Origin of the sequence: Enterobacter sp. 940_PEND (genome assembly GCF_001059415.1) — a bacterium.
Taxonomy (GTDB): domain Bacteria; phylum Pseudomonadota; class Gammaproteobacteria; order Enterobacterales; family Enterobacteriaceae; genus Enterobacter; species Enterobacter cloacae_M.
The window spans coordinates 31679-57328 of record NZ_JUMS01000155.1 but is presented as its reverse complement, the minus strand read 5'-3'; the positions used below and the strand labels follow the sequence as shown (position 1 = coordinate 57328).

At 57.4% G+C, this 25650-nt stretch carries 27 protein-coding genes; 15 read left to right on the top strand and 12 right to left on the bottom strand.

All coding sequences use genetic code 11. The features are described 5' to 3' along the window. Positions 1–137: 137 nt before the first annotated feature. Entirely contained in the window at positions 138–1145 is a 1008-nt protein-coding gene (gene ftrA / locus ADJ24_RS21865; protein ID WP_032668434.1) for a transcriptional regulator FtrA, read from the bottom strand. Between the two features lie 73 nt (positions 1146–1218). On the opposite strand from ftrA, the gene ADJ24_RS21860 reads away from it, so the two are divergent. The 8 genes from ADJ24_RS21860 to zinT all read left to right on the top strand — a co-directional run bounded on the left by ADJ24_RS21860 (position 1219) and on the right by zinT (position 9235). Continuing rightward, a complete protein-coding gene (locus ADJ24_RS21860) occupies positions 1219–1632 on the top strand; it encodes a rhodanese-like domain-containing protein (protein ID WP_023311764.1) in 414 nt (137 codons plus the stop codon). Positions 1633–1788: 156 nt separating this feature from the next. Further along, positions 1789–2892 carry a cobalamin-independent methionine synthase II family protein gene (locus ADJ24_RS21855; RefSeq protein ID WP_023311765.1) on the top strand — a complete coding sequence of 368 codons (1104 nt, stop codon included), beginning with the start codon at positions 1789–1791 and terminating at the stop codon, positions 2890–2892. A gap of 202 nt (positions 2893–3094) precedes the next feature. Next, positions 3095–4366 (top strand): urea ABC transporter substrate-binding protein, encoded by a 1272-nt coding sequence (urtA, locus tag ADJ24_RS21850; protein WP_023311766.1) that lies wholly within the window; start codon positions 3095–3097, stop codon positions 4364–4366. A 22-nt stretch (positions 4367–4388) separates the two neighbouring features. Further along, positions 4389–5963 carry an urea ABC transporter permease subunit UrtB gene (gene urtB, locus ADJ24_RS21845; protein ID WP_023311767.1) on the top strand — a complete coding sequence of 525 codons (1575 nt, stop codon included), beginning with the start codon at positions 4389–4391 and terminating at the stop codon, positions 5961–5963. Next, positions 5963–7036, top strand: a complete 1074-nt coding sequence (gene urtC, locus ADJ24_RS21840; RefSeq protein WP_023311768.1) for an urea ABC transporter permease subunit UrtC — start codon at positions 5963–5965, stop codon at positions 7034–7036. The genes urtB and urtC overlap by 1 nt, the downstream gene beginning before the upstream one ends. Next, positions 7036–7833 (top strand): urea ABC transporter ATP-binding protein UrtD, encoded by a 798-nt coding sequence (urtD, locus tag ADJ24_RS21835; protein ID WP_023311769.1) that lies wholly within the window; start codon positions 7036–7038, stop codon positions 7831–7833. The genes urtC and urtD overlap by 1 nt, the downstream gene beginning before the upstream one ends. 9 nt (positions 7834–7842) lie before the next feature. Then, positions 7843–8541, top strand: coding sequence for an urea ABC transporter ATP-binding subunit UrtE (urtE, locus tag ADJ24_RS21830; RefSeq protein ID WP_023311770.1), 699 nt, complete (start codon positions 7843–7845; stop codon positions 8539–8541). A gap of 52 nt (positions 8542–8593) precedes the next feature. Beyond that, on the top strand, positions 8594–9235 hold the full coding sequence (zinT, locus tag ADJ24_RS21825) for a metal-binding protein ZinT (protein ID WP_023311771.1): 642 nt from the start codon (positions 8594–8596) through the stop codon (positions 9233–9235). Between the two features lie 46 nt (positions 9236–9281). Here the strand turns inward: zinT and ydeE are convergent, their stop codons facing one another. Further along, on the bottom strand, positions 9282–10475 hold the full coding sequence (gene ydeE, locus ADJ24_RS21820) for an efflux MFS transporter YdeE (protein WP_048703722.1): 1194 nt from the start codon (positions 10473–10475) through the stop codon (positions 9282–9284). A gap of 193 nt (positions 10476–10668) precedes the next feature. Between ydeE and eamA the strand changes: the two genes are divergently transcribed. Further along, positions 10669–11571, top strand: a complete 903-nt coding sequence (gene eamA / locus ADJ24_RS21815; RefSeq protein ID WP_023311773.1) for an O-acetylserine/cysteine exporter — start codon at positions 10669–10671, stop codon at positions 11569–11571. Positions 11572–11603: 32 nt separating this feature from the next. On the opposite strand, the gene marB is transcribed toward eamA, so the two are convergent. From marB to marR, 3 genes are read right to left on the bottom strand one after another with little or no spacing between them, the layout of a single operon-like run. Continuing rightward, the gene (gene marB / locus ADJ24_RS21810) at positions 11604–11822 is read right to left on the bottom strand and encodes a multiple antibiotic resistance protein MarB (RefSeq protein WP_023311774.1); all 219 of its coding nucleotides are present in this window, start codon (positions 11820–11822) and stop codon (positions 11604–11606) included. A gap of 32 nt (positions 11823–11854) precedes the next feature. Then, positions 11855–12235, bottom strand: coding sequence for an MDR efflux pump AcrAB transcriptional activator MarA (marA, locus tag ADJ24_RS21805; RefSeq protein WP_008502237.1), 381 nt, complete (start codon positions 12233–12235; stop codon positions 11855–11857). Positions 12236–12255: 20 nt separating this feature from the next. Beyond that, positions 12256–12690, bottom strand: a complete 435-nt coding sequence (gene marR / locus ADJ24_RS21800; RefSeq protein ID WP_008502236.1) for a multiple antibiotic resistance transcriptional regulator MarR — start codon at positions 12688–12690, stop codon at positions 12256–12258. Positions 12691–12945: 255 nt separating this feature from the next. On the opposite strand from marR, the gene ADJ24_RS21795 reads away from it, so the two are divergent. Then, complete coding sequence (locus ADJ24_RS21795; protein WP_023311775.1) at positions 12946–13611, top strand: MarC family NAAT transporter; 666 nt, start codon at positions 12946–12948, stop codon at positions 13609–13611. 43 nt (positions 13612–13654) lie between these two features. Here ADJ24_RS21795 and ADJ24_RS21790 read toward each other — a convergent pair whose 3' ends face one another. Then, the gene (locus tag ADJ24_RS21790; protein ID WP_023311776.1) at positions 13655–14851 is read right to left on the bottom strand and encodes a sugar transporter; all 1197 of its coding nucleotides are present in this window, start codon (positions 14849–14851) and stop codon (positions 13655–13657) included. 177 nt (positions 14852–15028) lie between these two features. Here ADJ24_RS21790 and ADJ24_RS21785 point away from each other — a divergent pair, with 177 nt between their 5' ends. Both ADJ24_RS21785 and ADJ24_RS21780 read left to right on the top strand, forming a co-directional pair. Continuing rightward, on the top strand, positions 15029–15817 hold the full coding sequence (locus ADJ24_RS21785) for a PhzF family phenazine biosynthesis protein (protein ID WP_023311777.1): 789 nt from the start codon (positions 15029–15031) through the stop codon (positions 15815–15817). A gap of 27 nt (positions 15818–15844) precedes the next feature. Then, the gene (locus ADJ24_RS21780; protein ID WP_023311778.1) at positions 15845–16636 is read left to right on the top strand and encodes a PhzF family phenazine biosynthesis protein; all 792 of its coding nucleotides are present in this window, start codon (positions 15845–15847) and stop codon (positions 16634–16636) included. Here the strand turns inward: ADJ24_RS21780 and ADJ24_RS21775 are convergent. The 6 genes from ADJ24_RS21775 to ADJ24_RS21750 all read right to left on the bottom strand — a co-directional run bounded on the left by ADJ24_RS21775 (position 16633) and on the right by ADJ24_RS21750 (position 22477). Next, on the bottom strand, positions 16633–17310 hold the full coding sequence (locus ADJ24_RS21775; protein WP_023311779.1) for an SDR family NAD(P)-dependent oxidoreductase: 678 nt from the start codon (positions 17308–17310) through the stop codon (positions 16633–16635). The genes ADJ24_RS21780 and ADJ24_RS21775 overlap by 4 nt on opposite strands. 1 nt (position 17311) lies before the next feature. Next, a complete protein-coding gene (locus ADJ24_RS21770; protein ID WP_023311780.1) occupies positions 17312–17782 on the bottom strand; it encodes a YhcH/YjgK/YiaL family protein in 471 nt (156 codons plus the stop codon). Continuing rightward, positions 17779–18942 carry a sialidase family protein gene (locus tag ADJ24_RS21765; protein ID WP_023311781.1) on the bottom strand — a complete coding sequence of 388 codons (1164 nt, stop codon included), beginning with the start codon at positions 18940–18942 and terminating at the stop codon, positions 17779–17781. The genes ADJ24_RS21770 and ADJ24_RS21765 overlap by 4 nt, the downstream gene beginning before the upstream one ends. A gap of 1 nt (position 18943) precedes the next feature. After that, positions 18944–20356, bottom strand: coding sequence for a sodium:solute symporter family protein (locus tag ADJ24_RS21760; protein WP_023311782.1), 1413 nt, complete (start codon positions 20354–20356; stop codon positions 18944–18946). 76 nt (positions 20357–20432) lie between these two features. Further along, positions 20433–21317, bottom strand: coding sequence for a dihydrodipicolinate synthase family protein (locus ADJ24_RS21755; RefSeq protein WP_023311783.1), 885 nt, complete (start codon positions 21315–21317; stop codon positions 20433–20435). 17 nt (positions 21318–21334) lie between these two features. Then, positions 21335–22477 carry an iron-containing alcohol dehydrogenase gene (locus ADJ24_RS21750; RefSeq protein WP_023311784.1) on the bottom strand — a complete coding sequence of 381 codons (1143 nt, stop codon included), beginning with the start codon at positions 22475–22477 and terminating at the stop codon, positions 21335–21337. A 173-nt stretch (positions 22478–22650) separates the two neighbouring features. Between ADJ24_RS21750 and dtnK the strand changes: the two genes are divergently transcribed. From dtnK to ADJ24_RS21735, 3 genes are read left to right on the top strand one after another with little or no spacing between them, the layout of a single operon-like run. Next, positions 22651–23868: a D-threonate kinase gene (gene dtnK / locus ADJ24_RS21745; protein WP_032668435.1), complete on the top strand. Its 1218-nt coding sequence runs from the start codon at positions 22651–22653 to the stop codon at positions 23866–23868. Next, positions 23861–24847 (top strand): D-threonate 4-phosphate dehydrogenase, encoded by a 987-nt coding sequence (locus ADJ24_RS21740; protein WP_023311786.1) that lies wholly within the window; start codon positions 23861–23863, stop codon positions 24845–24847. Before dtnK ends, ADJ24_RS21740 begins: the two co-directional genes overlap by 8 nt. A 1-nt stretch (position 24848) precedes the next feature. Beyond that, positions 24849–25610 carry a DeoR/GlpR family DNA-binding transcription regulator gene (locus ADJ24_RS21735; RefSeq protein WP_023311787.1) on the top strand — a complete coding sequence of 254 codons (762 nt, stop codon included), beginning with the start codon at positions 24849–24851 and terminating at the stop codon, positions 25608–25610. The last annotated feature ends 40 nt before the right edge of the window (positions 25611–25650 follow it).

The following is a 25650-nucleotide window of genomic DNA, read 5'->3' as shown; positions in this document are numbered from 1 at the left end:
TGTCGTTAAAGAGTAGCAAGGAACATAAAGTGAACGGAATGACCACCAGACCCGTATGTTCCCCTCACCCCAGCCCTCTCCCACAAGGGAGAGGGAGTCGTCCGTGCAGGCATTATTTTGTGGGGAACCCTCAACCGTTAGCGTGCAGTACCCGGACGTGAAAATTGTTTGCGATACTGAGCCGGGGAAAGCGCGAACTGCTGGCGAAAATGATGACGCAGTGTCGACGCCTGCCCAAACCCGGTCTGTTCAGCGATGCTGTCGATGCTTAACCGGCTGCTTTCCAGATAATCTTTTGCTCTCAGCAGGCGCTCATTGATTAACCAGCGTGCGGGCGTCGTCCCCGTTGCCGCCTCGAAGCGACGAAGGAAGGTGCGCTGGCTCATTCCGACCCGACGCGCGAGGGAGTCGACGCTGTGCGCCTCGATAAGATGCGTGTGCAGAAAATCAAACAGCTGGCCGAGACGCTGGCTTTCCCGCAGCTGGGCTACCGGACGGCTCAGCTGCTGTGGCTGTGAACCATCCCGGTGAGGGGGAATGACCAGCCGACGCGCCACGCTGTTTGCTGTTTCCATGCCATAATCCCGCCGCACAACGTGCAGACAGAGATCGATTCCCGCCGCGCTGCCAGCGGACGTCAGAATATCGCCTTCATCCTGGTAGAGTACATCCTCAACCACGTCGATGTCAGGGTAGCGGACTTTCAGCGCGTCAATGTAGCGCCAGTGCGTCGTGGCTTTGCGGCCGTTCAATAGCCCCGTTGCGGCCAGCACAAACACTCCCGAGCAGATGGAGAGCAGCTGGCATCCTCGCGCGCTGGCCTGGCGTAGTGCCTCGCAGAGCGCGTCCGGAACCGGTGAATCTATCCCCCGCCAGCCGGGAACCACAATCAGGTCCGCAGACGCAAGCAGGCTTAAATCACCATCGGTAACGATGCGGATCCCGCCTGTTGCCCGAAGTTCACCGTAGTCCACGCTCGCCACCGCAAAACGATACCACTCGTCGCCCAGCTCGGGACGCGGCAGGCCGAAGATCTCCACCGCCACGCCAAACTCAAAGGTACACAGACCGTCATATGCCAGCACCACCACCTGCGGGCGGGCAATTTGTCTTAAGTTTGTCATCTTTTTGCTGTTTTCTGGCATAAGCGAACGCATTCACGGGCTGAATTTGTGGATAGAGTAGTGTTAACACAAACGCCAAAGATGAGGAAGGATCATGAGCTATGTTACTGAATTTCCGGCCGCCGAGCCGCAGGAAGCCGTTACCCATTTTCTGCGCCGCCTGAGCGTTGAAACCGACTGCGCGGATGTGCACCATGCCATCGCCAATAATGAGCAGGACTTCGTGCTGCTGCACGTAGTGGGGAGCCCGGAGCAGTTTGCCCGCCGTCACGTACCTGGCGCATTGCACCTGCCGCGGAGCCAGATTACCGCCGAGCGCATGGCCGAATGGCCTGAAGGCACGCTGTTCGTCGTTTACTGCGCAGGGCCGCACTGTAACGGCGCGGACAGAGCCGCGCTCAAGCTTGCGCGCCTCGGGCTGCCGGTCAAAATCATGCTCGGGGGGATCACCGGATGGGAGGATGAACGGTACGCGTTTGCCAGCGAGGCGTCCGCCGCCGCGCTGTGAAGATGAATTTTTTTCAACACCCGTGAAATTTTCTCGTTTGCCGGCGCCAGTGAGGTATGACATTGTTTTTGGACATTTAGACATCCAGAAGTCTAAAGCTTAAAATGATGAATTATCACTGCTGGCAATTATCGCCGGCAGACTGAGGAGATTTTCATGCAACGACACCATGCCCCGTACCGCGCCGATGTAGTCGGCAGTTTCTTACGCCCGGATGCCATCAAACAGGCTCGCCTGAAGTTCGCCAGCGGCGAAATTGACGCCGGACAGCTTCGCGCGGTAGAGGATGATGCCATCCGCCACGTTGTTGAGCAGCAGTGTGCGTGCGGCCTGCATGTGGTCACCGACGGTGAATTTCGTCGTGCCTGGTGGCACTTCGACTTCTTCGACGGTTTGCAGGGTGTTGAGCGTTACGATTCGCAGCAGGGCATTCAGTTCAACGGGGTACAAACCAAAGCCCACGGCGTGCGCGTGACCGGCAAGCTGGGCTTTGGCGACCATCCGATGCTTGAAGATTTCCGCTACCTGAAAAGCATCAGCGGCAATGCTCAGCCGAAGATGACCATTCCCAGCCCAAGCGTGCTCCATTTCCGCGGCGGGCGCAAAGACATCGATGCGACGGTGTACCCGGATCTAAATGACTATTTCGACGATCTGGCGACCACCTGGCGCGACGCCATCCGCGCATTTTACGACGCGGGCTGCCGTTACCTGCAGCTGGACGACACCGTCTGGGCCTATCTGTGTTCGGACGACCAGCGCCGTCAGATCCGCGAGCGCGGCGATGATGCCAATGAGCTGGCACGCATCTATGCCCGCGTCCTGAACAAGGCGCTGGAAGGCAAGCCGGAAGATCTGACCATCGGCCTGCACGTATGCCGCGGTAACTTCCGTTCAACCTGGATTTCCGAAGGCGGCTATGAGCCCGTGGCGGAAGTGCTGTTCGGGACGGTCAACGTTGACGCGTTCTTCCTTGAATACGATAACGACCGCAGCGGGGATTTCGCGCCATTGCGCTTCATTCGCCCGGGCAAGCAGCAGGTGGTGCTCGGCCTTATCACCACGAAAAACGGTGAGCTGGAGAACCCGGAGGGGATTAAAGCCCGTCTGGAAGAGGCGGCGAAATACGTGGCAAAAGAGCAAATATGCCTCAGCCCGCAGTGCGGCTTTGCCTCTACCGAAGAGGGCAACAGCCTGAGTGAATCCCAGCAGTGGGACAAAGTCCGTCTGGTCACGCAGATCGCCAGCGAAGTCTGGTAAAGCCTCTTCCACAGCGCTGCATTATAAAAGTGCAGCGCTGTGCCATTCTGAGTCGTTCTCTTTACATCCTGCGTTCCCCCTCCTGAAATAGCGCTTCCTTCATTCTGGCATCCTTTTTGCTCCTGCTTCGCTGACACATTTTTTTCCGCGTCCACGCCGTAACGGACGTTTTCGCACAGCGTTCTTTTTCAGGAGTGAAAATATGCAGCGTCGTACCTTATTAAAAGCCTTTGCGTTATCCGCGTCCGTCGTGGCGATGGGAATGAGTTTTGGCGTGCAGGCGGCCGAGACCATCAAAGTGGGGATCATGCATTCTCTTTCCGGCACCATGGCCATCTCCGAAACGCCGCTGAAAGACGTCGCGCTGATGACCATCGACGAGATCAACGCGAAAGGCGGCGTGCTGGGTAAAAAACTGGAGCCTGTGGTGGTGGATCCCGCCTCAAACTGGCCGCTGTTTGCCGAGAAGGCGCGCCAGCTGTTAAGTCAGGATAAAGTGGCGGTGGTATTCGGCTGCTGGACGTCGGTATCGCGCAAATCCGTGCTGCCGGTCTTCGAGGAGCTGAACGGTCTGCTGTTCTATCCGGTGCAGTATGAAGGCGAAGAGATGTCGCCAAACGTCTTCTATACCGGCGCGGCGCCGAACCAGCAGGCCATCCCGGCGGTGGAATACCTGATGAGTGAAGACGGCGGCGCGGCGAAGCGCTTCTTCCTGCTGGGCACGGACTATGTTTACCCGCGCACCACCAACAAGATCCTGCGCGCGTTCCTGCATTCGAAAGGGGTGGAGGATAAGGACATCGAGGAGGTTTACACCCCATTTGGTCACAGCGACTACCAGACCATCGTCGCCAACATCAAGAAATTCTCTGCGGGGGGTAAAACCGCCGTGGTGTCGACCATCAACGGCGATTCCAACGTTCCGTTCTACAAAGAGCTGGCTAACCAGGGTCTGAAGGCGACCGACGTGCCGGTGGTGGCGTTCTCCGTGGGAGAAGAAGAGCTGCGCGGGATCGACACCAAACCGCTGGTTGGCAACCTCGCGGCGTGGAACTACTTTGAATCCGTGGATAACCCGACCAACCAGGCCTTCGTGGCGGATTACAAAGCCTATGCCAAAGCGCACAAGCTACCGAATGCCGATACCGTGGTGACCAACGACCCGATGGAAGCGACTTACGTGGGGATTCATATGTGGGCGCAGGCGGTGGAAAAAGCGGGTACTACCGACGTGGATAAAGTGCGTGCGGCGATGGCCGGCCAGTCCTTTAAGGCGCCGTCAGGCTTCACGCTCACCATGGATGCCACCAACCACCATCTGCATAAGCCGGTCATGATCGGCGAAATCGAAGGCAACGGTCAGTTCAACGTGGTGTGGCAGACGGAACAGCCGGTGCGCGCCCAGCCGTGGAGCCCGTTCATCGCCGGAAACGATAAAAAGCCCGACCAGCCGATGAAAACCGCCAGCAACTAAGCCATCACCAGGGAGAAACGTCATGAACGCCATGCGCATGTTCATCGCTCTTGTATGGCTTTCCGGACTGCTGCCAGGGATGGCGCAGGCATCGGATGCCGATCGTTTTGTTGCCGCCAGCCGCAGCCAGCAGGCGGAGTTGCTGACGCAGTGGGCCGAAGCACCGGACGCCGCGAGGCTGCCGCTGCTGCAGGCACTGCAAAAAGAAAATCTCTTTACCGACAGCCAAAAGCACGCCTTTGCGCAGCGCAGCGGTCAAATGGTGTCGCTCGGTGACGCTAAGTCGATCGAAGGGGCAGCCAAAGCCGTTCGTTTGACCAACCGGCTGCGCGTGCTGGCCGCCACGGCCATCGCTACGCATCAGCTTGTGAGTGACAGTGTCACCGAAAGGCGGGCGGCAGCTCGTCAGCTTCAGCGGGATGCCCAGCCCGGAATGCTCGCTTTTCTGGAAAAGCGGGTAAACGATGAAACGGACGCGGTGGCACGTCAGGCGCTATTACTGGCGGTGGCGAATCTCCAGCTCTCCAGCCCGCAGGCAGAGGTGCGCCGCAAGGCCGTCGAATTATTAGGGCAGTCCGACGATCCGGACGTTGAGTCCAGACTTACCCCGTTTACCCAGGCACAGACAGAGCCGGATGCCGGGGTGCGCGCCGCCGCACAGGAGAGTATTAGCCAGATCCAGCATCGACTGATGTGGGGCGAGCTGCTGGGCCAGGCGTTTATGGGGCTCTCCCTGGGGTCGGTGCTGCTGCTGGCGGCGCTGGGGCTTGCTATCACCTACGGCCTGCTGGGCGTCATCAATATGGCGCACGGCGAGATGCTGATGCTGGGGGCGTATGCCACCTGGATGGTGCAGCAGGCGATGGCCGGGCTTGCGCCGCAGTGGCTGGCGCTCTATCCCGTTATCGCGCTTCCGGTCGCGTTCTGCCTGACGGCGGGCATCGGAATGGTGCTGGAGCGCACCGTGATCCGCCATTTGTACGGTCGCCCGCTGGAAACGCTGCTGGCAACGTGGGGGATCAGCCTGATGCTCATCCAGCTGGTGCGCATGACGTTTGGCGCCCAGAACCTGGAGGTGGCCAACCCGGCATGGCTGTCCGGCGGGGTGCAGGTTTTTGCCAACCTGACGCTGCCGTGGAACCGCATCGTGGTGCTGGGCTTCGTGCTGCTGGTGCTGTTCTTTACCTGGCTCATTCTGAATAAAACCCGTCTGGGGCTGAACGTGCGCGCGGTGACGCAGAACCGCAGCATGGCCGCCTGCTGCGGGGTACCGACAGGTCGCGTCGATATGCTGGCGTTTGGGCTTGGATCAGGGATTGCCGGGTTAGGCGGCGTGGCGCTATCGCAGCTCGGTAACGTCGGGCCGGAGCTGGGCCAGGGCTACATTATTGATTCCTTCCTCGTGGTCGTTCTCGGTGGCGTAGGGCAGCTGGCAGGCAGCGTGGCCGCGGCGTTTGGTCTGGGTATTTTCAATAAAATTCTTGAACCGCAGATGGGGGCGGTCCTGGGCAAGATCGTGATTCTGGTGGCGATCGTGCTGTTTATTCAGAAACGCCCTCAGGGGCTGTTTGCGCTGAAAGGGAGGGTGATTGACTGATGAGCCAGCCGCTGACCTTAACGCTGGCGCGCAAAGCGCCGCGCACAACGCAACTTGCAGGCAGCCTGCTGGTGGTGTGTCTGATGATATTACCGTTTTTCGCCTTACTGCCTGCGACGCATCCGCTGGCGCTGTCGACCTGGATGCTGACGCTGATTGGCAAGATCCTCTGCTATGCCATCGTTGCGGTGGCGCTGGATCTGGTGTGGGGCTACGCCGGGATGCTCTCTCTTGGGCACGGTATCTTCTTCGCCCTGGGCGGCTACGCGATGGGCATGTACCTGATGCGCCAGGCCGCGGGTGAAGGTCTTCCCGCGTTTATGTCGTTTCTCTCCTGGAGCGAACTGCCGTGGTTCTGGTGGGGAACCCAGCATTTTGCCTGGGCGCTGGTGCTGATTGTGATGGTACCGGGCCTGCTGGCGCTGGTGTTCGGCTGGTTCGCCTTCCGCTCAAAGATCAAAGGGGTCTATTTCTCGATTATGACCCAGGCGCTGACCTATGCCGGCATGCTGCTGTTCTTTCGCAACGAAACCGGTTTTGGCGGCAATAACGGCTTTACCGGCTTCACCACGCTGCTCGGGTTTTCGGTGACGGAAACGACCACCCGTATCGCGCTGTTTCTGGCGACCGTGCTGTTGCTGATTCTGGCGTTGGGCACCGGATTTGCCCTGGCGAAGAGCAAGTTTGGGCGCATCCTGACCGCCGTTCGCGACGCCGAAAACCGCCTGACGTTTTGCGGCTACGATCCGCGCGGGTTCAAGCTGCTGGTATGGACGCTTTCTGCCGTGCTGTGCGGCCTGGCGGGGGCGCTGTACGTCCCGCAGGTGGGCATTATCAACCCTGGCGAAATGTCGCCGACCAACTCGATTGAAGCCGCGATCTGGGTGGCGCTGGGCGGGCGCGGCACGCTGGTCGGGCCGGTGATTGGCGCGGCGCTGGTAAACGGCGCCAAGAGCTTCTTCACCGTCGCGATGCCGGAATACTGGCAGCTGTTCCTGGGGCTGATTTTCATCGCCGTCACGCTGTTTTTACCGCGCGGCGTCTACGGTCTGTTTCGAAAGGGAGAGAAATAATGCAGCCAGCCGAAGGGTTATTTACCCGCCAGTTGCCGGGCGATCGTTACCGTGAACAGACCGACCCGGTGCTGCAGCTTGAGGCCATTAACGTCAATTTTGACGGGTTTCAGGCCCTGACCGATCTCTCGCTGAATATCGGCGTGGGCGAGCTGCGCTGCGTGATTGGCCCTAACGGCGCCGGTAAAACCACGCTGATGGACGTCATCACCGGCAAAACGCGGCCAAAGAGCGGCAGGGCGATTTACGATCAGTCGATCGACCTGACCGCGCTGGAGCCTGCGGCCATTGCCCGCCAGGGGATCGGGCGTAAATTCCAGAAGCCCACCGTTTTTGAAGCGCTGACGGTGTGGGAAAACCTGGAGATCGCCATGAAAACCGATAAATCCGTCTGGGCGAGCCTGCGGGCAAAACTCAACGGTGAACAGCGCGACCGAATCGATGAGATGCTGGTTTTGCTGCGCCTTAGCAGCGAGCGCGACCGCCGCGCCGGGCTACTTTCGCACGGACAAAAACAGTTTCTGGAGATCGGTATGCTGCTGGTTCAGGACCCGCACCTGCTGCTGCTGGATGAACCGGCCGCCGGGATGACCGACGCGGAAACCGAATACACCGCCGAGCTGTTCAAAACGCTGGCGGGTAAACATTCCCTGATGGTGGTGGAGCACGATATGGGCTTTGTTGAGACCATCGCCGACCACGTCACGGTGCTGCATCAGGGACGCGTGCTGGCGGAAGGTTCGCTTCGTGAGGTGCAGGCCAACGAGCAGGTGATTGAGGTCTATCTGGGGCGCTAAGGAGCGATGATGTTACAGGTTAACGAACTGAATCAGTACTACGGCGGCAGCCATATCCTGCGCGGCGTGAGTTTTGAGGCCGTCACCGGAGAAGTCACCTGCCTGCTGGGGCGCAACGGCGTCGGGAAAACCACGCTGCTGAAGTGTCTGATGGGGCTGATCCCGGCGAAAACCGGGGAGGTCATCTGGCAGGGTAAAAAGATCACCCACAGCAGGCCGCACCAGCGGGTGCAGTCTGGCGTGGCTTACGTCCCGCAGGGCCGCGAGATTTTCCCGCGCCTGACCGTGGAGGAGAACCTTCTGCTGGGGATGTCGCGATTTTCCGCCCGCGAGGCGAAGCAGGTCCCGGATGAGATCTGGCAGCTGTTCCCGGTGCTTAAAGAGATGAAGCATCGCCGCGGGGGCGATCTCTCCGGTGGACAGCAGCAGCAGCTGGCGATTGGCCGCGCCCTGGCGAGCCGTCCGCAGCTGCTGATTCTGGACGAACCGACCGAAGGCATACAGCCGTCGGTGATTAAAGAGATTGGACAGGTGATCCGCACCCTTGCAAGCCGAGGCGACATGGCGATCCTGCTTGTCGAACAGTTTTACGACTTTGCCGCCGAGCTGGCCGACAGCTACCTGCTGATGTCCCGCGGCACCATTATCCAGCGCGGGCGAGGCGAAAACATGGAGCAGGAGGGCGTGCGCGGCCTGGTTGCGATTTGAAATGTTATATTATAGCATTCTCATTCTTATAAAACGGAATGAGGGCGTTACTTTGGCTGCACATATTGGAAAATTTGCCATGACTCTGGGGGCGCTGCTGGTCAGCGGCCAGCTGTTTGCTCACTCGCACGGCCATCAGATGACCGAAGCGGAACAGCGGGCGGCAAACGGCGTGTTTGAGGATAAGGACGTCAAGGACAGAGCGCTGTCAGACTGGGACGGGACCTGGCAGTCGGTCTATCCATTCCTGCTGGACGGTTCGCTGGATCCGGTGTTTAAACAGAAAGCGCAGAAAGACAAAAGCAAAACCTTTGACGACGTAAAAGCGTACTACCGCACGGGCTATGCGACGGACGTGGATGCTATCGGCATCGAAAACAACGTGATGGAATTTCATAAGGGCAAAGCGGTCAGCCGCTGTCAGTATGATTACAGCGGCTACAAAATACTGACCTACGCATCGGGAAAAAAAGGCGTTCGCTATCTGTTTGAGTGTAAGGACGCCGGCAGCAAGGCACCGAAGTTTGTTCAGTTCAGCGACCACACCATCGCCCCGAAGTCCTCTTCGCATTTCCACATTTTCATGGGCAACACCTCCCACGAGGCGCTGCTGAAAGAGATGGATAACTGGCCGACCTATTATCCGAATGAGATGTACAAAGAGCAGGTGGTAGAAGAAATGCTGCACCACTGATGCGTTATTGCCGGGTGGCGGCTACGCCTCACCCGGCCTGGAAGCGCTACGCCACGTTGGGCGTTTCACACCACGCCTTCACGCTCATCCCACGCAAAATCATCAGCCACGCAATGACGATGGCTACCATCATGATGACAAATAACGACCAGTGCGGCAGGTTGGTCAGAATAATACCGGTGATCATCGGGTTTGCCGCCGCGCCGAGCCAGCCCAGCGCCTGAGCGGAGAAATAGCTCGCCTTCATCCCCGGCGGGGCAATGTTGTCGATCAGCATATATTCGCCCGGTGCATAGATAATCTCACCCAGGGTAAATATGGCGGCAGCGATGCCCCAGTAAACCAGGTTTTCTCCAGAGACCATAAATCCCCCCAGCCCCACGATAAAAAACAGGGTGGCGAAGGTCATCAGCGGGCGAATATTGCTGGCAGAGATCTTGCGGCCCAGCGCGTACTGCAGCGTCACCACCACGGCGGCGTTGACGGGCAGTACCACGGCAACGACCTTCTGCGCAAAATCGCTATCGGCATGGGCGGCCAGAACATACTGCGAAATGCAGCTGGCGAACGATCCGCCCACGTATGACGCGAGCAGGCCAGAGAGCGTATACCAGAACAGCGCGCGGTCTTTAAGCAGCACCGACGGCTGCCAGGGCATCTTCTCCTCTGCGGTATCCAGCGCAACGCTTTTCTGCACGAAGAAATGGATGAATCCGAGCGGCAGCGCGGCGCAGAAGGCCGCCAGCCAGAACGGCAGCTGCAGGCTGTACATCACCAGCAGGGTGCCAATCGGCGGCCCGATCGTCCAGCCAATGTTCAGGAAGCTGTAGTTAAGCGAGAAGACGCGCGCTTTCTGGCTCGTGGTGAGCACGTCGGAGAACCAGGCCTTCAGCACCGTCGAAAAGACGGAATAGGCGCAGTTGATCAGCGCAAAGAACAGTACCACCAGCGTGACGTTATCGACCAGCGGGATCGCGACAAATCCGGCGATGAAGGCCACGATCGCGATCAGCATGTAGCGCTTTTTATCAAACTTATCGGCAAGAATGCCAAATCCCAGGCTGAACACTACGCCGATGGTCAGCGCAATCGTCAGGGCATAACCAATATTCTCAACGCTCATGCTGTAGACGCGCGTGAGATAAATGGTCATAAACGGCAGCGTTGCCCCCCGACCAATGGTTAATAACAATGACGATGCCAGCAGCGCTGCGGTTGAGCGCCTGAGAGATGGTTTCATATTCCTGCCCGACAGTTGCTTATGCTTTTTATGTTGTGTCCTAAAAGGAGTATCACGACATAAGGGGCTTGTATAGCACCTGATTTATCCCTAAGTGCTTCAGCTGCCTGCCAGAATTAATGATCTTCTCGCCGCCCGCTTTTTTCTGTTACCTTGAACTGTTAACAAATAATTAATAATTCAGGGGCAGGGTATGACGCGTAAAGACGGACTGCTGGCGTTGCTGGTGGTCGTAGTATGGGGGCTGAATTTTGTGGTCATCAAGCTGGGGTTACACAACATGCCGCCGCTGATGCTGGCCGGTTTGCGTTTTCTGCTGGTCGCATTCCCGGCCATCTTCTTTGTGGCGCGTCCAAAGATCCCCTTTAAACTGCTGCTGGGCTACGGTCTGACCATCAGCTTCGGCCAGTTCGCGTTTCTCTTCTGCGCCATCAAGTTCGGTATGCCGGCCGGTCTGGCCTCGCTGGTGTTGCAGGCGCAGGCGTTCTTTACCATTATTCTCGGCGCCTTCGTATTTAGTGAACGTCTGCAGGGCAAACAGCTGGCGGGCATTACGCTGGCGGTGTTTGGCGTTCTGGTGCTCATTGAAGCCAGCCTGAATGGTCAGCATGTGGCACTGCTCGGCTTTATGCTGACGCTGGCGGCGGGGCTGAGCTGGGCCTGCGGGAATATCTTCAACAAGCTGATTATGCAGCACGAGGCGCGTCCGGCGGTGATGTCTCTGGTGGTCTGGAGCGCGCTGATCCCGATAATCCCGTTTCTGGCGGCGTCGTTTATTCTGGATGGTCCGGATGTGATGCTGAACAGTCTGGTCGAAATCGATCTGACCACAATCCTTTCTCTTGTCTATCTGGCCTTTGTCGCCACCATTGTGGGCTACGGGATCTGGGGATCGCTGCTGGGGCGCTATGAAACCTGGCGTGTTGCACCGTTATCCCTGCTGGTGCCGGTGGTGGGACTGGCCAGCGCAGCGATTTTGCTGGGTGAAACGCTAAGCGCGCTGCAGCTGTTTGGCGCCGTGCTGATCATGGCCGGGCTGTACATTAACGTGTTTGGTCTGCGGGTTCGTCGGGCGACGCGGGTAAGAAAGGCATAAAAAAAGCCCCGCGTCTGCGGGGCAAAAACGAATCAGAGGCCGTGCTGATTATAATAAGGCACGCCTAATTCGTCGGATTTGTCGCTACCAGCACCCATATGATTGAAATCATAAGGCGACTGGTCATGTGCGGACGGCAAAATTATCGTATCAGGATTATTTTGCTGCGTTGCACGAGGGGTTTGCTCCGCGAAGGTCTGGCTGGAGAACAGCACCAGCAAGGCGAGGGCGGCGGAGGCGGTAACTTTCATGATTTCCTCGGTTACGTCTTTACAGGCGATGATTAACTACAGTGTTTTAACGGATACAGGTAGCGGGATTCGCCCGGCACGCTGGTGATTCGGTACTTATGAGGCGGCACGTCAAAATAGTTCTTGAACGTACGCGTCAGGGTTTGCTGCGATTCAAATCCGTAACGTTCCGCCAGATAAAGGATCGGCTCATTGCTTTCTTTCAGTTTCTGGGCAATTTCCGTCAGCTTGCGGCTGCGAATGTATTGACCTAATGAATGACCGGTCTCTTTTTTGAACATCCGTTGCAGGTGCCATTTGGAGTAACCTGAACGCTCTGACACTTTTTCAAGGGAGAGCGGCGATTCCAGGTTATCTTCGATCCAGTCCAAAATGCTATGAATGGTGATAGCGTCAGTATTGCGTCTGGACATCGTCATACCTCTTTTTCTGTTTACGGCAGTATTTTTTTGAGCAAAAGCTCAAGGGTTGCCACTTCATCTGCCGTTAAGTTTTTTGTTAGTTCCTGATGCAGTGTTTGTCCTACTAATTGATGACATTGCTCGCACATGGCCGCGCCATCGCTGGTTAGCTTCACCAGTACGCCGCGTTTGTCATTCGGGTTAGGGCTTCGTTCTATCCATCCTTTGCAGACGAGACGATCGAGCATGCGGGTTAACGCGCCCAGATCGACAGAGAGCACCTTTTTCAGCTCAACCGGTGTAATACACACTTCGCAGCGAATGGAACACAGCACTTTGAACTGTGTTGCGGTGATATCCAGCGGTGACAGATAGTCATTGAGCAGGCGATCTTTTTTCTGATTTACCATATGAATAAGACGACCCAGCGGAACAACGTCGTTAAAGATATCACTGGTGCTTTTCACAATGGTTGCCCTGGCAAGTAGTTAGTCACGGCAGATATTATTGCTCAGGCAAGTATAAGTCAACTGAATGAGTCAGCCGATGCCACGAATTGCTAAAACGTTTCATGAACTTTTTTTGAGGTCTTTCAAATCATATAGATAACTGTGAGTTATCTTTCCAGGACGGAAATAATCGTTGCGTTGCGCCCATGGCTCAATGTCACACTTTCACCCTATAATTGCTGTGTTAAATATGGATAAGGACGACAACGCACTATGTTGGATTTAATAAAAGCAATCAGCCTTGGGCTGGTGGTCTTGCTGCCGTTGGCTAACCCGTTAACGACGGTGGCGCTGTTCCTCGGGCTGGCAGGGAATATGAACAGCGCCGAGCGCAACCATCAGTCGATGATGGCCTCGGTGTATGTGTTTGCCATCATGATGGTGGCTTACTATGCCGGACAGGTGGTGATGAACACCTTCGGGATTTCCATCCCCGGCCTGCGTATCGCCGGGGGGCTGATTGTGGCCTTTATCGGTTTCCGCATGCTGTTCCCGGCGCAAAAAGCGCATGAGTCGCCGGAAGCGGCCAGCAAATCGGAAGAGCTGGAAACCGAACCGAGTGCGAATATCGCCTTTGTGCCGATTGCCATGCCGAGCACGGCGGGGCCGGGCACCATCGCGATGATCATCAGCTCCGCATCAACGGTGCGTGACAGCGCAACCTTCCCGGACTGGGTGCTGACGGTTGCGCCACCGCTGATTTTTGCGATTATCGGGGTTATCGTGTGGGCGTCGCTGCGCAGTTCTGGCGCCATTATGCGCTGGGTAGGCAAGGGCGGTATCGAGGCGATTTCCCGGCTGATGGGCTTCTTACTGGTCTGTATGGGCGTGCAGTTTATTATTAACGGCGTGCTGGAAATTATTAAGACCTATCATTGATGTGATTGCCGGGTAAGGCGAAGCCGCCACCCGGCAAGAAGGCTCACCCGTGCTGACCCTGCTCCTCCAGCGCCACCGGCCATTTACGGAAGATGAGCACCGACCAGATCAGCGCCACCAGGGCCGGAATAGCCCCCAGGTAGCCAATGGCCGACATCGACACGTGCAGGATGACCTGATTTCCCACCAGCGCCCCCGCGCCAATGCCCAGATTGAAAATCCCCGAGAACAGCGACATGGCGACGTCCGTCGCATCCGGCGCCAGGGCCAGCACTTTCACCTGCATACCCAGGCCAATAATAATGATCGCCACGCCCCAGAACAGGCTGAGGATCGCCAGATGGCTTTCACTGCCTGCGGCAGGCATCAGCAGCAGCAGACAGCCCAGCAGCAGGCCGATGGCGCTGCTCACCAGCAAGGAGGCGTGCCGGTTACCCAGCTTGCCAAACAGCACACTGCCGATAATGCCCGCGCCGCCGAGGATCAGCAGTAAGACGGTGGCAAAGCTGGCGCTAAAGCCCGCCACCACCTGAACAAAGGGTTCAATGTAGCTGTACGCCGTGTAATGGGCCGTCACCACAATAACGGTAAGCAGGTAGATACCCAGCAGCGCCGGGCGACGCATCAGCAGCGGCAGGCTTTTCAGCGAGCCGGAATGTTCGCTCGGGAGCGCGGGGAGCAGCTTAATCAGGCATACCAGCGTAACCAGCGCGCCCATACCAATGGCGAAGAACGTCGTACGCCAGCCGAAGTATTGCCCTACGATGCGGCCAATCGGCAGACCCAGCACCATCGCCAGTGCGGTACCGGTGGCAATCAGGCTCAGCGCCTGCGCGCGTTTACCCGCTGGCGCGAGTCGAATCGCCAGCGACGCGGTGATCGACCAGAACACCGCATGGGCAAAGGCAATGCCGATTCGGCTAATGACCAGCACCGTAAAATTCCATGCCATAAACGACAGCACGTGGCTCGCGATGAACAAGACAAACAGACCGATCAGCAGCCTGCGCCGCTCCATCTGGCTGGTCAAAAGCATAAACGGCAAGGACATCAGCGCCACTACCCAGGCGTAGATGGTCAACATAATGCCCACCTGCGCCGTTTCCATCTGGAAACTTTCAGCGATGTCAGACAACAGCCCAACCGGAACAAATTCTGTGGTGTTAAAAATAAACGCGGCAATGGCCAGCGTGACCACGCGTAGCCACGCAACCCTGCGGGAAACTGTGTTCGTTGTCATAGGGATGTCGGAGATTCGTTGCTGAAAAGAAGAGGAGACGATCTTAAAACGTTGAACGGCGAAAACTCAACCATTATGTGATGCAGATCTCAATATTTACCTTATGAAAGCGGTAGCCGGGAACGCCGTTTTCATTGAATATAAAAGAACAACACAATAAAAACAGGCGGTAAGACAATGCAGGAGATTGATTTTTATCTGGTCGATGCGTTCAGCGATACCACGTTTGGCGGTAATCCGGCCGCCGTGTGCCCGCTCAAGGAATGGTTACCCGATGAGACCTTGCTGAAAATGGCGCAGCAGCATAATCAGTCGGAGACGGCTTTTTTCGTCTGCAGTAGAGGGGGCATTGAGCTACGCTGGTTTACCACGCTTACCGAAGTCAATCTCTGCGGCCACGCTACGCTTGCGGCCGCGCACGTGCTGTTTACCGAGCTGGATTACCCGGATTCGCGGATCCACTTTGATACCGCCTCTGGCCGCCTGACGGTCAGCCGGGAGGGGGAGTGGATGACGCTGGATTTCCCGGCATGTCCAACCCATGAAGAGACACCCCCGCCGGAGATGCTCTCGGCGCTGGGTATCAGCCGCTACGTTGAAGCCCGTAAAGGGCGCGCCTGGCTGATCGTTCTGGAGAATCGCCAGCAGGTTGAAGCGCTTGCGCCACGCTTCTCGGCGATGACGCCAGGCGAGCATAAGGTGAGCGTTACGGCGCGCGGTGAGGGGGAATATGATTTTGTCAGCCGCTTTTTCTCACCGGGCGTTTCCGTCCCGGAAGACCCGGTTACCGGCTCCGCGCACACCATGCTGATCCCTTACTGGAGCGAAAAGCTGGGCAAAACCACGATGTTTGCCCGTCAGGTTTCAGCGCGCGGCGGCGATGTACGCTGCGAGCTGAAAGGTTCGCGCGTGCTGATGAGCGGGCAGGCCACGCTTTATCTGAAAGGCACAGTTTTTCTGCGCTAAAAACCCATAACAAGAGAGGAAGAGACAATGCAGGAAATTGATTTTTATCTGGTGGATGCCTTCAGCGACAAAACCTTTGGCGGCAACGCGGCAGCGGTCTGTCCTCTGGAAGAGTGGCTGCCGGACGAGACGCTGCTCAAAATGGCGCAGCAGCATAACCAGTCTGAGACCGCCTTTTTCGTGCGCACCGACGGTGGGTTTGAGCTGCGCTGGTTTACCACGCTGGATGAAATTAACCTCTGCGGTCACGCTACGCTTGCCGCATCGCACGTCATTTTCGAATACCTTGATTACCCGCATACCGAAATCACCTTCACCACGCGCTTTGTCGGCGAGCTGACCGTCAAACGCAGCGGCGACTGGCTGACGCTGAACTTCCCCGCGTGGTCGACGGAGGTTGTGGAAAATCCTCCCGAGGTGCTGTTTAGCGCGCTCGGCATCACGGCGGCAAAAGATGTGCGCGTCGGACGCGATTACATGGTGGTGCTGGAGAGCCAGCAGCAGGTTGAAGCGTTAACGCCGGATATTGGGGCCATGCTTCCGCTGGATAAAATGGTCTGCGTGACGGCCCCGGGAGAAGAGTATGACTTCGTCAGCCGCTTCTTCTGTCCGGGCGAAGGGGTGCCGGAAGATCCGGTCACCGGATCCGCCCACAGCATGTTGATCCCTTACTGGAGCGAAAAGCTGGGCAAAACGTCACTCAATGCCCGCCAGGTGTCATACCGTGGCGGGGATCTGCGCTGCGAGCTGAAGGGCGACCGCGTGCTGATCGGCGGTCAGGCCACCCTGTATCTGAAAGGGCGTGTTTTCCTGCGCTAGCCGAGTGAGGCGCCGCCGCATATCACCATCTCCTGACCGGTGATAGCGGCGGCTTCATTGCTAAGTAAGAAATTCACCAGTCCCGCCACCTCCTCTGGGGCGATCAGACGTCCGATTGGCGGACACTTCGGCGGCGAGGTTTCTCTCCCCGGTGCGCTGAGCATCGGCGTTTGGGTAGCCCCTGGCGCGACCACGTTAGCGGTGATCCCGCGCGGGGCCAGCTCCGCCGCCCAGCTTCTGACCATCCCTACCATTGCTGCTTTGGTGGAAACGTACTGCGATCGTCCTGCTGCACCGCGAGAGGTTCTGCTGCCAATCGCCACAAACCGTCCACCTGCGGCCATTGTGGGCGCAAAATGGTTAAACAACGCCTCACAGGCCCGGACGTGGAGTTGCCACAGTGAGGTGCTCACATCGCTTTCGAGCTGGCCCAGGGGCGCAGCGGCCATCATCCCTGCAGCATGGATCACTGCCTGGGGCGTCGCGATGGTTTGCAGGGCGCTGCACAGCGCAGCAGGATCGCTGATATCCACGCGCAGGCCCGTGAAGCCAGGGGCATTCAGCATCACTGCCCGGCGGCTGAGCCCGGTGACCTGCCAGCCTTCCGCCAGTAAACGCTTGACGATGGCTTCACCAATTCCGGAGCTGGCCCCGGTGACGACGGCGTGACGCATGTCAGACCTCCAGCATCGCTCGGGGAATTTTAAATACCGCTTTGCGAACGGTCAGCGGCGCCTCTGCGGCGCACAGCGCCTGGTGGGGTTCTCCCGGACAAAAGACCGCAAAGTCTCCTGCGGCAAGACGGATCCTCACGCTGTGTTCAGCAGGTGAAGTAATAAAGAGATCCGGTTTACGCTCTTCGTCCTCCGGCTTGCCAGTGGGGCGTGCGCCAGCATAAATATGTTCTTCTCCTGCCAGTACAACCTGAATATCGGCCCACTGGCGATGGTACTCCGTATGCCGATCTGCACGTGGCTGCGTCTGCGCCGGACCAATCTGGCAAAACCAGGTTGCATTTTCCGGCTGCCAGCACCCGTCATCGCGTTCGCTGAGCGCCTGCAGCGTGCAGTCCGGACGGGATAGCAGGGCGTACAACGTCGACGGAAGCCCTGCCAGCGGCAGGGCGTTGAGATGACCGATAATCATATGGACTCCTTAACCCATTCCGGGGTCACCCGCACATATTTGATGGCCTGGCGGAAGTAGGTGTACGCGATATGAAGGGCGCCATCGGGCCCCTGTTTGATGCTGGGATAGGAGAATTCGCGGTTCAGCTTTTCCAGAGAGTTGTTGGTCATGCAGTAACCATCCCCCTCGTCCAGATGACGCTGCCACGGCCAGCTTTTTCCGCCGTCAGGCGAAATGGCGACGGTCATCGGCGCCCGCGGTGCGCCCCAGAAGGCCGCCCGACCGTGGGTAACAACCGGCTCCTTGCGGTCATCACCATCGTCAATTTCATCGTATAACGAGGCGCGACGTTCCCGCGCCCCGTCGGCGCTCATGGGGTTAAAGACCAGCGCGAGTTCACCGCCCGCAAGCGTGGTCACCTGGATAGAGGAGTTATTATTAGGGAGCTCCGTGGGCTCCGGTACGGACCAGCTTTCGCCATTATCCGTTGACTGGCTGTAATAGATATTGTCTGCCCAGCGGCTGCGGAACAGGGCGACCAGTGTGCCGTTGAGCAGGCGGGTAATATTCATATGTACGCAGCCGAGGCTTTCCGGTACTTCAACATCGCGCCACGTTTTGCCGCCGTCTCCGGATATTTTTACCGCGCTGATATCGTCGTTTCCGACCCATTTCTCACCTGGTTGGGTACGGCAATAAAACACCGGGAGCAGCCAGTTACCGTTATCCACCACGACAATCGGCTGGCGGATAAACGTGCCCGGTTTATCGAGCAGGGTAGCGATCTCCCCCCAGGTTTTCCCCAGATCCCGGGACTGGCGATAGCGAACGATAGCCGTATCCTGATTACCTGAGATCTGCGCGGTCCACAGCAGCCACAGGACGTTGTCCGGGGCCAGGAACAGAACCGGGTTCTGTTCGGAACGTGTGGCATCGTCCGACAGTTTTACCGCATCACTCCACTGCTGGCTGCCCGGTGCCAGGCGTGACCCCCACACGGAGATATCGGCAATGCCTTCCTGAGTGCCGCCAAACCAGACGCACATCAGCGAGCCATCCGGCAGCGGCAGCAGATTCGCCGCGTGGTTTTGTGGGCAAGAGGAGGGCAGCATGGCGGTTTGCACGTGCGCATCCTGTTGTGGTCGAACAATCCCGTCGCGGGTTACGGTTACAGACATATCAGACTCCATTATTTTGAGCGGGGGTTGGCGCTTTACCCTGCGCTTTTCCCGGAATGAGGCGATCGATCGCCATGATGACGGCAGGGGTCAGCAAGGCAATGTACATATTGTTGATGCCGAAAGGGTCGCCCAGCAGATACCAGACGGAGGTGACGACGCAGGCGCCAATCAGGCCCGCATTGGCACCGCGGGTGCTGCGGAAGAACGGCGCGTAAAACGCAATAACGGCCACCACGGAAATCGACAGGCGAATGGCGCGGGTAAAGAACGAGAGCTTCAGGACTTCAGGTACCAGCAGAACAAAAATCAGCGGCAGGAAACCAATCAGCAGGGAGATCCAGCGGGTGGCCTTAAACTCCTGATCGGGCGTTGGGTTGCGCATCGGCACGTAAAAGTCTTTTACCACCAGAGAGGCGATAGCCAGCGCCACCGTACTGACGCTGACGAAAATAGACGCCACCAGAGAAGTGGTGACCAGGCCGGCCAGCCACGGGTTCATGTCCTGCAGGAAAATCGGCATTGCATACAGGCTGTTAATTTCCGGGTGCAGGTATTTTGCCGCCACCCCAATCACCGCAATGGCCAGCGCAATCGGCAGGCAGAAGAAGAAGGCGACCCAGGTAGAGCGTTTGGCCGATTTCACGTCTTTGGTGGAGGAGATTGCCTGGATTACAAACTGGGTACAGAAGATAGAGCCAATGGTGCCGATGAGCCAGGCGAAAATGGTCGACGCACCGATGTTACCGTCCCAGGTCCAGTAGAAGGCCGGCATGTTTTCAATCATTGGCGTAAAGCCGCCGGTTTTGGAGAGCGCAAAGCCCATGATAGCGAGGATACCAAAGTATTTCAGCGCGCTGTGCAGTACGGTCACCCAGGCTACCCCCTTCATGCCGCCAAAGGCGAAGTAGAAGGTACTGACGATGGCCGTAATGAAGGCGGCAACGGGCAGGTTGACTTTCAGTACGGTGGAAATAGCCGCTGCGCCGCTGACGTAATTCCCCACGTTAACCAGCAGCAGGGCGTAAATCATGATGATAGAGATAATGTTTTTGGTGCTGTTACCGTATTTTTCAGCAATCGCACCAGAGATAGTGATTTTCCCGGTGTTGTAGATGCGTTTTACCAGCAACAGGCCAAAGAGCGGGAAGCCAATCGCGGCCCCGATGACCGACCATGACGCGGCAAAGCCGTCTTCAAACGCCGCCTGTGCGGTGCCGATGGTGGATTTAGCGCCGATATACTCGGACATCAGCAGGATCCCGACAATAAACGCCGGCATCGCGCGGGAGCCTTCCATAAAATCGCCGGAATTTTTACTGCGGATCCGGAAGGTCAGCCAGGTGGTGAAAAGGATGTAAGCAATAACAATGCCCACAATGATTAGGGTATCTTCAGCGGTAAAATTATTCATCTTTGCCTCTCTTGAGGGCGAGTGAATCCTGGGCACCTCAGGTACCCGGTATTCTTATTGACGAAACCAACGCCGTTTAGTTAAGTGACGTTGTCACTATTCGGCGTATCTGTTGGCACTGCTGCTCGCTAAATGCCACGGCATATCGACTCTCACCGACGTCTTCCCCCATGATCTGCAGTGCTTTTTTGACTGCGGCAGGGGAAAACGCCACGTTGTACAGCTCGGTGCGCAGTTGGGTGACGCTCTCCTGCGCAAGGCGGGAACCGTCAATATCCCCCGCGTTAAAGCGTGACCAGATAGCGTTGATGGCCGTCGGCGCCACGTTTGCCAGCCCGGAAATGCAGGCCGAACATCCGTCGACGAAGCCCTGGTGGATAAGCGAATCTGGGCCGTTGAGCACGTCGAATCCATCCATGTCCCTCACCGCATTAAGGAATCCACGCAGGCTTTCATAGCTCCCGGCACTGTCTTTAATACCGACGATGTTGGGATGTTCGGCCAGCGCGCGTGCGGTAGCGGGTTCAATGGTATTGCCGGTACGCGCTGGAATGTTGTACAGAAATACCGGTACGGCTAGCGCGTCGGCGATAGCGGTGTAGTGCGCGACCAGTTCAGACTGTTTCAGCGGAACGAAGTAAGGGGTAATGACGGAAACGGCATCGACGCCCAGCGAGGCGATCTGTTTCCCCAGACGGATGGTTTCGCGGGTCGAAATTTCCCCAATGTGCGCCACGACCGGTGCGCGCCCGGCCACCGTCTCCACGCAGGTGCGGGTGACGGCGATTTTTTCTTCTTCGTTAAGCACGAAGAACTCGCCGTTTGTGCCGCCGCAGAAGATGCCGTTGCCAGCACTGAGTTGACGATCGATCTGTCGTTTCAGGCCCGACAGGCTCAGCGCGCCTTCCGTGTCAAAGGGGGTTACAACGGCCGTTAGCACGCCCCTGATGTTGTTACGCATTACACACTCCTTGGCTATTAATGTTGGGGAAACAGTGTCCGGTAAATCGCCTGCACCTCGTCGTGATTAACCTGACAGGGTGCATTGTTCATGAGCCGCTTAACGTTAAGGGCCGCATCACTGAGGGAGGCGATATCTTCACGCGGTACGCCCAGTGTCTCCAGGTTATCCGGCAGGTTGAGTCTGCGAACCAGCGCGGCAAAGTACTCCACCAGAGCGTGGGATTTTTCTTCGTCTGACAGCGACGTATCCGCGCCGGGCACCAAATCCCAGACTTGCGCAAATTTCGTCACGCAGTGGGGACGAACCACGCGCATGCAGGGCGCCAGCAGAATCGCGTTGGCCACCCCGTGAGGCAGGTGATATTTGCCGCCGAGCGGGTAGGACAGGGCGTGAACCAGGTGCGTGCCAGCATGTGCAATGGCGACCCCGCCGTAGTAAGACGCCCACAGCATCTCCAGTTTCGCCAGCAGATTGCCCGGTTCGGCGCAGGCCGTTTCAATGTTGTTGAGCAGCTTAGACAGGCCCATCAGCGCGGCGTTATCGCTAACCGGATTAGCGGCCGTTGAGGTGAAACACTCAATCAGATGGCACAGGGCATCAATCCCGGTGGATGAGGCAATGTGTGCGGGCATGCTGGTCGTCAGCTCCGGCAGCAGGGCGACGTAATCGGGCAGCAGGACGGGGGAGATGATGCCCACTTTCGTGCTTTGCTCCGGTATGGCCAGAATGGCATTCGGCGTCGCTTCCGATCCGGTTCCTGCAGTGGCCGGGATCAGCAGTGACGCGATGCGTGCCACCGGTTTTATGCCCGCGAGCAGGTTGTCCAGCCCCGGAGAAAGCGGGTGACAAAGTACTGAAAGCAGTTTGGCTACATCCAGTACGCTACCACCGCCGAGCCCGACGACCAGCCCAAACGTTCCCTTTAACGTCGAGAGCAGCTGGTTCACGTCGTGATGGGTGGGCTCAGGCGGGACATTGTCGATAATTGTGACGCCGCGCTGCTCCTCTTCGAGGATCGCGCGGATCTGCTTTGCTGCCTCCAGACGCGCAATATTGCCGTCCGTCACCAGCAGGATCTGCGTTTTATCAGTAAGTAATGGCCTGATGGCGGCGATGGCATTCGCCCCGCTAATCAGGGTGCTGTTGATCGTAACCACGCTTTTCTCCTGTCTCTGTATCCATGATTGATTTCGCTCAAGCAAGACGCTTCATGGTCATCGTGTGGCTAAATTTATAATTTATTCGCAAACTGATTAACTTGATCTTGCTCACATATAATCAATCATGATTGAATATAATCATTAACGGGAAAGATTAACCCGAAGTGGGGATGAAAGTGAGCAATGTGAACAGAGTGGTCGTGGTCGTCGCCGATGACTTTACCGGCGCAAATGATGCCGGTGTCAGCCTGGCGCTGTGTGGCAAAAAAGTCAGCGTGGCGTTTCATACACCGTTTACCCAGGCGAGCGATGTGCTGATCGTTAACACCGACTCCCGGGCGCTGAAGGCATCGGAGGCGGCCGAAAGGGTGGCCGCACTCGGGGCTGAAATCGCGGATGCCCGCTGGCTCATTAAAAAGATGGATTCCACGCTGCGCGGCAACGCAGGAGCCGAATCTCAAGTTCTTAAGGCATTAAGCGGCAGGCGGCAGGTGATCGTGGCGCCGGCATACCCGTCAGCAGGGCGAATCACGCGGTACGGCAGGTGTCTGGTAAACGGCGTTCCGGTGAATGAAACCGAATTTGCCAGCGATCCCAAAACGCCCGTCCCGTCTGCCGCTATTGCTGACCTGTTTACCGGGGTGAGCGCTAAAAGCGTGACCGTGAAAATGCTCACTGCCGAACTTGCCCGAGGAACGGAATGGCTCATCGTGGATGCGCACACCGATGAGGAGATGGACGCCATTATCGATGCCGCGTTGGCCTGCTCACAGACGCCGCTGCTGGTGGGCTCTGCTGGACTATGCGATGCGCTGGCCCGTCATCTGGCCCCGGTCCGGCGTAAACAACTGCTGGCCGTCGTCGGCTCGATGAGTGAGATCGCGCAACGACAGATTGCGCTGGCGGTAAGCCAGGCGGACGTCTCGTCGGTACTCATTGATGTGAATGACGCGCTGCGCGGAGACACGTCCGGGTATCTCGAACAGATTGCGCAGGTACTTCAGTCTGGCCATCACTGCATTGTGCATACCTGTGCGGGCCACGAGGCCCGGCATCAGGTCGAGCAACTCTGCCAGCAGCATCGTGTCACTCGCGCAGGCCTGGGCGAAAAAATCTGTACGTTTTTAGGCGAACTGACCCGACAGGTGCTTGCGGCGCAGACGCCTGACGCGCTGTACGTCTCCGGTGGCGACGTGGCGATGGCTGTCGCGAGGGCACTGGACGCTCGGGGGTTTGAGATTACCGGGTGCGTCGCACAGTGCGTGCCAGTCGGAAAATTTCTGGGTTGTGGCTGGCAGCAGCCGGTAATGACCAAAGCAGGGGGCTTCGGAAACGAAGAGACGCTGCTTGAGGTGTTGCATTTTATCGAGGAGAGACTGAGTGACTAAAATTATTGCTGTAACCATGGGTGACCCGGCTGGCATTGGCCCGGAAATCATCATCAAATCCCTCACCGAGGGTGAGTTGTCAGGGGCGCCTGTGGTGGTTGTGGGCTGCGCCAGAACGCTGCAGCGGGTGCTTGAGAAAGGAATCACCGGGCAGGCGGATATCCGCACTATCGAAACGGTCAGCGGCGCGCGCTTTGCCGCTGGCGTGATTAACGTGCTTGATGAACCGCTGGCCGATCCTGATGCACTGAAGCCGGGTATCGTTCAGGCTGAGGCCGGGGATCTGGCTTATCGCTGCGTGAAGCGTGCTACCGAACTGGCGATGGCGGGTGAGGTGAAGGCGATTGCAACGGCTCCCCTGAATAAAGAGGCGCTGCACCTGGCCGGGCATCTCTATCCGGGTCATACCGAGCTGCTGGCGCATCTGACCGACAGCAAAGATTACGCCATGGTGCTGTATACGGACAAACTGAAGGTGATTCACATCACGACCCACATTGCGTTGCGCAAATTCCTTGATACGCTCAATCAGGATCGGGTAAAAACCGTGATTGGGATTGCGGATAGATTCCTGAAACGCGTCGGCTTTCAACAACCGCGCATTGCGGTTGCCGGCGTTAACCCGCATGCGGGTGAAAACGGCCTGTTTGGCGATGAAGAGATCAAGATTGTCGGCCCGGCTATCGACGCGATGAAAGCGCAGGGGGTAAACGTCACCGGACCGTGTCCACCGGATACGGTATTTATGCAATGCCACGAAGGAATGTATGACATGGTCGTTGCGATGTATCACGATCAGGGGCATATTCCGCTAAAATTACTCGGCTTTTATGACGGGGTGAATATCACCGCCGGCTTGCCGTTTATCCGTACCTCTGCGGACCACGGTACCGCATTCGATATTGCCTGGACCGGCAAAGCGAAGTCTGAGAGCATGACGGTGTCTATCCAGTTGGCTATGCAAATTACACGGGAATGATATGAAGGGATATAACCGGTTAGAGCAGATAATGGATTACCTGAAAGGGCACAATCTGGTGACGGTGGATCAGCTGGTGGCAATTACCGATGCTTCTCCGGCGACGATCCGCAGGGATTTGATAAAGCTCGATCAGGAAGGTGTCATTAGCCGCACCCATGGCGGTGTTACCCTTAACCGGTTTATTCCTTCCCAGCCCACAACGCATGAAAAAATGCAGCGCAGTCTGGCAGAAAAACACGCCATCGCCAGCGCGGCGGCAAGCTTTGTTAAAGCGGGCGACGCCATTGTTCTTGATGCTGGCACCACGATGATTGAACTCGCTCGCCAACTTACGCATCTGCCGCTTCGCGTCATCACCAGCGACTTGCACATCGCGCTGTTTCTCTCGGAATTCCGTCAGATTGAAGTGACGATAATTGGCGGGCGTATTGATGATTCGAGTCAGTCCTGCATCGGTGAGCACGGGCGTCGCTTGCTGCAGAACGTGTGGCCAGACGTGGCTTTCGTTAGCTGTAACGGATGGGATATCACCCGCGGCATTACCTCACCAACGGAAGAGAAGGCTGCCTTAAAGCGGGATCTGATTGCCAATGCAAAACGTCGCGTGCTGCTGGCGGACAGTTCCAAGTACGGAGCCTGGTCGTTGTTTAACGTGGCGCATCTTAATACCCTGACGGATATCGTCACGGACAGCAGGCTGGACGAAGCGACACAGGCCGGGTTGAGGGCGTTAGATGTCCAGTTGACGCTGGCGTCATGACATAAGTTAATACTATGAAGCACCCTGGCAGGCCTGCGCT